The 8,676-nt window shown below is 49.9% G+C and carries 8 protein-coding genes and 1 pseudogene; 4 read left to right on the top strand and 5 right to left on the bottom strand.

The annotated features are described in order from the left end of the window. The coding region (locus tag B2118_RS02415; RefSeq protein WP_428053010.1) for a pilin at nt 1-647 on the top strand (647 nt) is incomplete at its 5' end. 99 nt (nt 648-746) lie between these two features. Here the strand turns inward: B2118_RS02415 and B2118_RS02410 are convergent. The 5 genes and pseudogenes from B2118_RS02410 to B2118_RS02390 form a co-directional block, all read right to left on the bottom strand. Then, entirely contained in the window at nt 747-2,132 is a 1,386-nt protein-coding gene (locus tag B2118_RS02410; protein WP_428053008.1) for a peptide MFS transporter, read from the bottom strand. Between the two features lie 71 nt (nt 2,133-2,203). Then, nucleotides 2,204-2,527, bottom strand: a complete 324-nt coding sequence (locus B2118_RS02405) for a hypothetical protein (protein ID WP_428053006.1) — start codon at nt 2,525-2,527, stop codon at nt 2,204-2,206. Further along, on the bottom strand, nt 2,524-3,978 hold the full coding sequence (locus B2118_RS02400; protein WP_428053004.1) for a RelA/SpoT family protein: 1,455 nt from the start codon (nt 3,976-3,978) through the stop codon (nt 2,524-2,526). Before B2118_RS02400 ends, B2118_RS02405 begins: the two co-directional genes overlap by 4 nt. 4 nt (nt 3,979-3,982) lie before the next feature. Further along, nucleotides 3,983-5,128: pseudogene (lpxB, locus tag B2118_RS02395) on the bottom strand (lipid-A-disaccharide synthase); the annotation flags it as partial. An 8-nt stretch (nt 5,129-5,136) separates the two neighbouring features. Beyond that, a complete protein-coding gene (locus B2118_RS02390) occupies nt 5,137-6,201 on the bottom strand; it encodes a Gfo/Idh/MocA family oxidoreductase (RefSeq protein WP_428053002.1) in 1,065 nt (354 codons plus the stop codon). 111 nt (nt 6,202-6,312) lie between these two features. On the opposite strand from B2118_RS02390, the gene B2118_RS02385 reads away from it, so the two are divergent. From B2118_RS02385 to B2118_RS02375, 3 genes are read left to right on the top strand one after another with little or no spacing between them, the layout of a single operon-like run. Next, nucleotides 6,313-6,771, top strand: coding sequence for a nucleoside-diphosphate kinase (locus tag B2118_RS02385; RefSeq protein ID WP_087289197.1), 459 nt, complete (start codon nt 6,313-6,315; stop codon nt 6,769-6,771). After that, nucleotides 6,772-7,623, top strand: coding sequence for an alpha/beta hydrolase (locus B2118_RS02380; RefSeq protein WP_428053000.1), 852 nt, complete (start codon nt 6,772-6,774; stop codon nt 7,621-7,623). 13 nt (nt 7,624-7,636) lie between these two features. Then, nucleotides 7,637-8,584, top strand: a complete 948-nt coding sequence (locus B2118_RS02375) for a glycoside hydrolase family 3 N-terminal domain-containing protein (protein ID WP_428052998.1) — start codon at nt 7,637-7,639, stop codon at nt 8,582-8,584. The last annotated feature ends 92 nt before the right edge of the window (nt 8,585-8,676 follow it).

Genomic DNA, 8,676 nt, shown 5'->3' with positions numbered 1-8,676 from the left:
CCAGAAATAAAATAAGGAGTTTTTCTAATAAACAGACTGGATCCCGGGTCCTCGCCCGGGATGACAACTACAACGACAGATCCCGTAACCCTGCGGGCCGCCAATTCCTCGGGGATGACGACAACAGCATTGTTTGGGGCGGCCACACGGCTAATATTTCTTGCGCCGCAAGTGCAGGGTTTACACTTATTGAACTATTAGTCGTCGTGCTTATTATCGGTATTTTGGCGGCGGTGGCCGTTCCCCAATACCAAACGGCCGTGGATAAGGCGCGGTATAGCAAAATTATCCCTATGACCCGCGCTTTAAAGGACGCTACGGAAGTGTATTATATGGCGAACGGAACTTATAATTTTGCCATTGGGGATATTGATATCAGCGGTCCGGCGGGGTGTCAGTTCCCGGCAGGAGATAACATTGTATTGTGCGAGGACTCTTGGTATGATATTTTAAATCAGGCTCAAAACGTAATGGGGTTTATGGGGGCTCATTACTCAACTGCTGCCGAACAAAACGCCTATCGGATTTGGTTGGATAACAATAACAATGGAAAACCGGCGGGGCAACGGGAGTGCGTGGCCTATGACGGAACAGAACGGGCGCACCGCTTGTGCAAGGCAATGGGGGGGGATACAACAGGAAGATAGCACTACTTATATTTTGCCATAACCGTTTGCGAACTGCCGCCAGCAAGGCATAAAAAACCCCCACTCTTTTGAGCGGGGATTTTTTATCTCAATCAAAGATTAATGCACGCCGTGCATCCATTTTTTGATTTTGCCCGTCATAATCCACATAATCACACCGAACAAGGCAGACAATACCGCCGGAACGGAGAACAACGTGGAAAGGCTCCACGATTCGTAGTAACTGGCCAGCCAGCCGGCAAGCAGGTTACCAAAGAAACTGGCCGTCAACCATACGCCCATAAACAGGGACATAAATTTAAGCGGCGCGAGTTTGCTCACCATAGACAGCCCCACCGGGGACAAGCACAGTTCGCCCATCGTGCAGAATAGATAGACTAAAATCAGCCAAATCGCGCTGACCGGGCCGTTGGCTTGGTACAAGGACGCGCCTACCGCAATGGCGGCAAAGCCGATACCTTGCAGGAACAAACCCCAGCCGAATTTGCACGGAATAGAGGGGTCTTTCGTTCCCATTTTAAGCCACAGTTTGGCGTAAAGCGGGGCCAAGAGCACCACAAAAATGGGGTTCACCGCCTGGAAATAAGACGCTTTAAGCGTAATTTCCCCAATAAACGGCAACACCGGGTGCAAGTTGGTGGCTTCTTTGGCAAAGAAGTTCAAGGACGTGCCGGCTTGTTCAAAGAACGCAAAGAAGAAAATAGCGAAGAATACAAAGGTGAAAATCGCTTTGATTCTGTCCCATTCGTCCTGCGTAAGCGGCTTTTGGGCGGCTTCGGCCTTGGCTTTTTCTTCGGGGTCTTCGTCTTGGATGTTTTTAGTTACGGGGTGCAAGCCGATGTGCCCCAAGTATTTGTTTTGGGAAACCAAATACCAAATCAGGCCGATGACCATACCAATACCGGCCGCCATAAAACCATATTTCCATTTATAGGCTTCCAATGCGTTCATCGGGTCGGTAGGTTCGCCCAAGAAACCGCACACAAACGGTGCAAAGAACGCACCTACGTTAATGCCCATATAGAAAATGGTGAAACCACCGTCTCTTCTGACGTCATTGGGTTCGTACAGTTCACCCACAATAGAGGAGATGTTCGGTTTAAAGAAACCGTTTCCGATAATAATCAGCGTTAAACCCGTACCCAATGCAAGAATCGGGTTAATGAGTTCATAAGACGCCAGCGTAAATTGACCCATAGCCATTAAAATAGCACCAATGGTAATAGAGTGGCGTTTGCCGATATAACGATCCGCTAGGTATCCGCCCAAGATGGGGGTTAAATACACCAGGGCCGTAAACATACCGTAAATTTTGCTGGAAGTCGCTTTGGTGAATCCAATTACGGTACTGATCATAAAGAGCGACAGAAGAGCTCTCATTCCATAGTAGTTAAAACGTTCCCACATTTCAACCATAAACAACATATACAGCGCTTTCGGTTGACCGTGTTTGGTAACGTTATGCTTTACTTCATTGTCTGTCATTTATTTCTCCTTGTTTAATTAAAAGGGTACTCTATATTGTACAAAAATATAGGCACACCAGAGAGGGAATATTATAAGGTTGGCAGTCCGCCGTTAAGTAATAGTTGCGTGGCGTCCTGCATTAACAGGAAAATGTGATACAAGGCCACCGCCAGATATACGCCCAAAAGCAGGAGCAATAAGGTGTATATCCATTTTGCGGGCGTGGATATAATTTTGGAAAGCCACACCAGCGGCAGGGCGAACGGCCCCAATACAAGGGCCGCCAGAATTATCCCGGAGTGGGAATAAAAAAATCCGCGCCCGGGCTTTAAACTGCGCCCGCAAAAGCGGCAGTAATTGTCCTTTTCGTCCACTGCGTTGTGGCAATGCGGGCAGGTTTTTACCTCGTTCACAGTTCAACCCCTTTGCTGCGCAGATAGCGTTTGATGTGGCTGCGGGCCCCGGCAGTTTTGGCAAATTCCAGCCAATCGCGCTTGGGTGCGCCGTTCTTGCGCGTGATAATTTCGCACACATCGCCCGTTTTAAAGGCGTAATCCATACGCACCATACGGTTGTTTACCTTGGCGCCTACATAATGGTCGCCGATGTCCGTATGAATCGCGTAGGCGAAATCAATGGGCGTAGAACCCTCCGGCAGGGATTTTACGTCCGCACGAGGCGTAAAGACAAAGATTTGCTGTAAATTTACGTCCGTTTTGAACCCTTCCAAAAATTCACGCGGGGCGGTTAAATCCTGCTGCCACTCAATCCAGCGGCGGATCCAGTTAATCTTTTCGTCAAAGTTTTTGTCGGGCTTTACGTTGCCCATTTTATAACGCCAATGCGCCGCGATACCGTATTCGCAGGTGCGGTGCATTTCCTCGGTGCGGATTTGAATTTCAATAATATCGCCCGTGGGGGATAAAACCGTTGTGTGGATGCTTTGGTACATATTGGCCTTCGGTGTGGCGATGTAGTCGGTAAATGTGCCCGCAATCGGCTTAAAAACGCTGTGCACAAGCCCCAAGGCGCGGTAGCAGTCCTGCAAGGTTTTGGTAATAATGCGCACACCCAAGGAGTCCTGGATTTCCGCAAAGGTGCAATGGTGCTTTTGCATTTTTCGGTAAATGGAATAGTAGTTTTTGGCCCGGGCCAAAATGCGGAAATCCAAATTGTCGGCTTTGAGGGCAGGCTCCAACTGCTTTTTAAAGGCTTCCAGCGCGGCCTGACGGTCGGCGGTACGGGCTTCCACTTGCGCTTTAATGTCGGCATATTCCTGCGGGTGAAGGTATTTAAAGGACAAATCCTCTAAATCCGTTTTAATGGTGAACATCCCCAACCGCTGGGCCAACGGCGCATAGAGCGAAATGGTTTCATACGCCTTAAACTGCTGGCGGTCCGGCGGCATAAAATCCAAGGTGCGCATATTGTGGGTGCGGTCTGCGAGTTTGATTAAAATAACGCGCACATCCTCGGCCACGGCGATTAACATTTTGCGCCAATTTTCTACGGTTTCCTCATCGGTGGAGGAAAATTTTAAGTCGCTGATTTTTGTTACCCCTTGTACCATATGGGCGATTTCCGGGTTGAACTCCCGGCGTAAATCGTCCAAGGTTACGGAGGTGTCCTCTACCGTGTCGTGCAGCAGGCCGGCGCAAATGGTGTCGGCGTCCAGGTTAAAATCCATTAGAATATTGGCGACGTGGCAACAATGCGTAAAATACGGCTCGCCGCTTTCGCGCTTTTGCTTTTCGTGTGCCTTTTCGGCAAAGTGATACGCCTTTTCAATCAAAGAAGTGTCTTGATTGGGGTTGTATTCTTTAAACTTACGGAGCAAGGCCGGTAAATCGGGAGCGTTTTGCATAAGGTTACTCGTGTTTTAAATCGTCTAAAATTTCCGCCGCGGCCCGTTTGGCTACGCCGGGTTCGCCCAAAGACGCGCGCAGTTTGAGCAAGTCTTTGCGCATAGCGGTCAGTTTGGCCGGGTTTTGGAACATTGCCATTGTTTCCGCCGCCAAAGCGTTGGCGTTAGCGTCTTGCTGGATAAGTTCCTTTACCAGAGGGCGGCGCGCCAGCAGGTTGACGAGCGAAATATACGGCACTTTAATCACGCGTTTGGCAATTTCGTAAGTCGGCCAGAAGAGTTTGTATGCCACCACCATAGGGATACCGAGCAAAGCGTTTTCCAAGGTGGCGGTGCCGGAGCAGGCCAGCAAAAAGTCCATTTCCGAGCGTTTGGCGTAATGGTTGTCTTTTACAAAATGGAAATTGTCGTGCGGTTTTTCGCCGATTAAATCCAAGAACACCTTTTCGTCGGCGTCCGGCAATAAAAACATATACGCTTGCGTATGGGGAAATTCCTTTAACACTTGTTTAAAGGTTTGGTAGAAAACAGGCGTTAAGCGCTTGATTTCGCCCATACGGCTGCCGGGCAGCATACCCAGTTTCCAAGCGTGGTTTTTATGGTCGGTTACGTTGAAGTTTTTATCCTTGGGTGCGGGCAAATAGTCTAACAAGGGGTTGCCCAAAAATACGGCGTTTCCGCCAAATTGTTTGTGAAATTCCGGCTCAAAGGGGTAAATGACGAACATTTTTTTCGTCAGGTTTGCCAGTTGTTTGGCACGGTATTGGCGGCTGGCCCACACTTGCGGCGTTACATAATAGTAGGCCGGGATGTTGCGGTGCTTGGCCATACCCAATACTTGGTGGTTGAAGCCGTAAAAGTCCACCACGATAAGCGCCACCGGGTTTTGCGTTTCCATATAGTCGCGGATTTGATTTAAAAGTTTAATCCAAAGCGGCATTTTTTTAAGCGGTTCAATAAATCCGCTTGCGCCTTGGCTGGCCAAATCAAACATAAAGGTATCGCTGGCGGACGCTAATTGTTTGCCCCCAATTGCTGTAACGCGCACATCGGGGTCGGCTTCTTTTAAAGCGCGCACCAAGGCGGCGGCGTGGATATCGCCGGATACATCACCCGCCACGATGAGAATATTTTTAGAAATGGGGGTAATGGTGGACATTATTTTTCGTCTCCTTTAAATTGGCCCAAGGTTTCGTCCAATACGGCTTGGGCGGCGCGGGCAACGGTGCTGATGGCCTGCAACGGTTTGGGCGTGTGCAGGTGCCCCGTTTTCGGAATATCAAAGCGGTTCATTTTTTCGCAAATTTGCAACGCAAGTTCCAAGGCTTTGGTGCCCTTTTCGCCGCTGGGGGCAGGCGTTCTGGCCGTTTTGATGCAGTCAATAAAGTGTAAAATTTCGGCGGTAATGGGCAACTGCTTTTCCACCTTGGGGTAATTAACCGTCAAATCGTTCATATTATTAATGACGGGTTTGTCCTTGCTGTATGTTTTCACGCGGGCGTTCATAAAGTCCACGGACACATATCCGCTCGGCTGGAAGAGGTGCATAAAGCGGGCGCGTTCAAAACTGGCACGGCTGGCGGTTACGTCGGCCACGGCGCCATTGGCAAAGTGCAGACGGACGTTGGCGATGTCCTCGTGCGGAGAAAATACGCTAAGCCCCACGGCATCCACGTGGACCACTTCACTGGGGACAATGGTGTAGAGTAAATCAATATCGTGAATCATCAGGTCCAGCACTACGCTAATGTTAGCCATACGCCCGTCGTACGGTCCTTGGCGGGTAATGGTGATAAAGCGCGGGTCTTTGATGTATTTTACGGCTTCCACTACGGCGGGATTAAAGCGTTCCACGTGCCCAACCTGTAAAACCAGGTGGTGGCGTTTGGCGGCTTGGATTAAGTCGCGCGCTTCCTCCATTGTTACCGCAATCGGTTTTTCTACGAGCGTATGCACGCCGTGTTCCAAAAAGTACATACCTATTTGGTGGTGCAACTGCGTAGGAGCCGCTACAATTACGGCGTCCACTTGCCCGACGAGTTCCTCGGGCTTGGTATAGGGGGTGCAGTTGTGCGCCCACGCGAGTTTTTGCGCGCGCATTACGTCCGGGTCGCACACGCCCACCAGCGTAACCCCTTTCATTTTAGCAAGGGTGCGGGTGTGGAAAGTTCCGATTTTGCCGGCGCCGATAACGCCGAATTTAATAGGTTTATCTTGGACCATAGATCTTTTCTCCGTTATTATCTATTATACCTAATGTGCCCTTGTATTGGGCAAAATCCTTTGCGCGCGCAAAAAAGTTGACAGGCGTTTTAATCTTGGTATAATGTGAATATGAGATATATGGAAAGAACGCTTGTTCTAATTAAACCTGATGCTATTGAAAAACGCATTAGCGGTCTTATCTTGGACCGCCTTGATCACCTCGGCCTGCAAATGACCGGGGCCAAAGTAGTTTCGCTTACGGAAGAATTGGCCCGCGCGCACTACAAAAATTTGGAAGGCAAACCCTTCTTGGAAGAAGTTATCCAATATATGATGGGTGAATTTAACAATGTGCCGAACCATAAAATTTACGCCTTCGTTTTCCAGGGCGAAAACGCTATCGCCAAAGTCCGCCAGGAAATCGGCAGCACGAACCCCGAAAAGGCCGCCCCGTGGACGATCCGCGGCAGTTTCGGCCGCTTTATCGGCGATGTAATGCAAAACTGCGTACACGCCTCCGGCTCGCCGGAAGATGCGGAAAAGGAAATTGCGCTTTGGTTTAAACCCGAAGAGGTGCTGGACCGCTAAATGTTTGTCCGTTTACTTAAAATTGCCGCGCCGGCCTTGGTGCTGGCGTGTTCTTTAACGCCGCTTTTCGGAGCGGAAACGGAAGAAAAGACGGTTTCTTTGTCCACGCAGGACGGTTGGGCGCTTTCCGCCGTGTACCGTCCTGCTTCTTCGCAGGATAAAACCGTTGTCTTACTGCACGATTTAAATAAAAAGAAAGAAGATTTCTCCTCTTTTAAGGCCGACCTTGCCCGCGCGGGGTTCGGCTATTTGGCATTGGATTTGCGCGGCTACGGCCAAAGTACGGGCGGTGGCGAAGCCAAAACCTTTGCCAAGGAAGGGGTGGATAACCAATTTAACAAAATGACCCGCGATGTGGACGCAGCGATGAAATTTTTGCAGAAGAAAGGTGTTACCCCCACGGAAACGGTGCTGTTGGGCGCCGGTCTTGGCGCCAATGTGGCGGCCAAGAGCGTAAGTTTCTGGCCGGACGTGTCCGCCCTGGCCCTCATCAGCCCCACGACGAACAACCGCGATGTTCTTTCCATACCTGCGATGCGGTTATATAAGGGTGATGTATTGATTGCCGCGGGAGCGGCGGACAAAAAGATGTTTTTGGAAGCCAGTGTGATCCGCAATGTATCGTTTTTAAGCGTGGGAGAAGGGAAAGTAACCTTTTTAACTGCGTACGATTTAACCTCGCACGAAATGTTGGACAAATATTTGCGCCCGGCGCTTATCCAGTGGCTCAAAACGCCACATAAGCCGGAGGTGTTGCCGGACCCCAAACTCACGCTGGACCCGCTTCCGTCGGACGGCGTATTGGTGGCCCCTTCGCAGACCGAAGAGGCACTGGTCCCGTCCGTACTTTGATTAGGAGTCTTTTGTGAAGCCCGCTCGTATTGTTTTTCCTGGTTTTTGGTTTGGAGAAAGCGACTTAAAACAAGCCGAAGAATTGGCGCGCCGCGGTGTGGGGGGCTTTTGCCTCTACGGAGCGACCGCGCGGGAAGCCTACGACTTTACGCGGCGTATGCGCGACGTTTCACCCTACGACCACTTGCTCTTTTGTGCGGACATTGACGAGGAATTAAACGAAATTATTACCGATGCCCCCGCCCTGCCACCCAACGGTTCTTTGAACCGTTTTCCCTCGCCGCAGGACGGCGCATACCGCAAGGGCAATCTCTTGGCGCGTATGGCGCGCAGTTTGGGGATTGATTGGGTGCTGGCCCCGGTGGTGGATTTGGGGTATGCTTCCCCGGCATTTTCCGACGTGCCGCTGACGGTTACCCATTTGGCGGGCGATTTTATCGCGGGGCTTTCCAATGGCGGAGCCTTAAACTGCGTAAAATATTTTCCTGGCGTTTCCGGCGTTTTAAAGACCTTGGCGCAAATGGAAGATGCCGAATTTGTACCTTATAAACATATCTTCCGCCGTGCTGACGCCATTATGCCCTCGGATATGACGTTCCCCAATATTGATAACGACAACCAAGCGATGCTGTCGGATAAAATGATTAAGGGGCTTCTTAAAAAGCGGCTTAATTACAAAGGGTGCGTGGTGAGTTTCCCGCTGTTTAAGGGGCGGCTGCGCTACGAGGATGCGAGCGTAATTAAAATGTTGCATTGCGGCATTGAGGATATTTTAGCGCCCAAGGATGCTTCGTCCGTGATTGACGCGATTGAGCGCGAAGTGGATAAGGGCTTTTTGGTGGATGAGATTATTCACGCGGTTTCCAACCACGAAATGTTTATCAGTAAAGTTTTTATGGGCCCGGAACCAATGGACTACAAGGAAGCCTTTGATATGGCCCGTAGTACCTTTGAAAAATAACTACCGGGAGATAAATCAGTTCTACTTCTTATTTAATAACCGGCTTACATATTGATAATATGTATTAGAGGGATATTTGGACAATGTTTGTG

Source organism: Candidatus Avelusimicrobium stercoris (assembly GCF_002437085.1).
Taxonomy (GTDB): Bacteria; Elusimicrobiota; Elusimicrobia; order Elusimicrobiales; family Elusimicrobiaceae; genus Avelusimicrobium; species Avelusimicrobium stercoris.
Note: the sequence above shows the minus strand (reverse complement) of the source record. Positions and strands in the feature narration are given on the sequence as shown.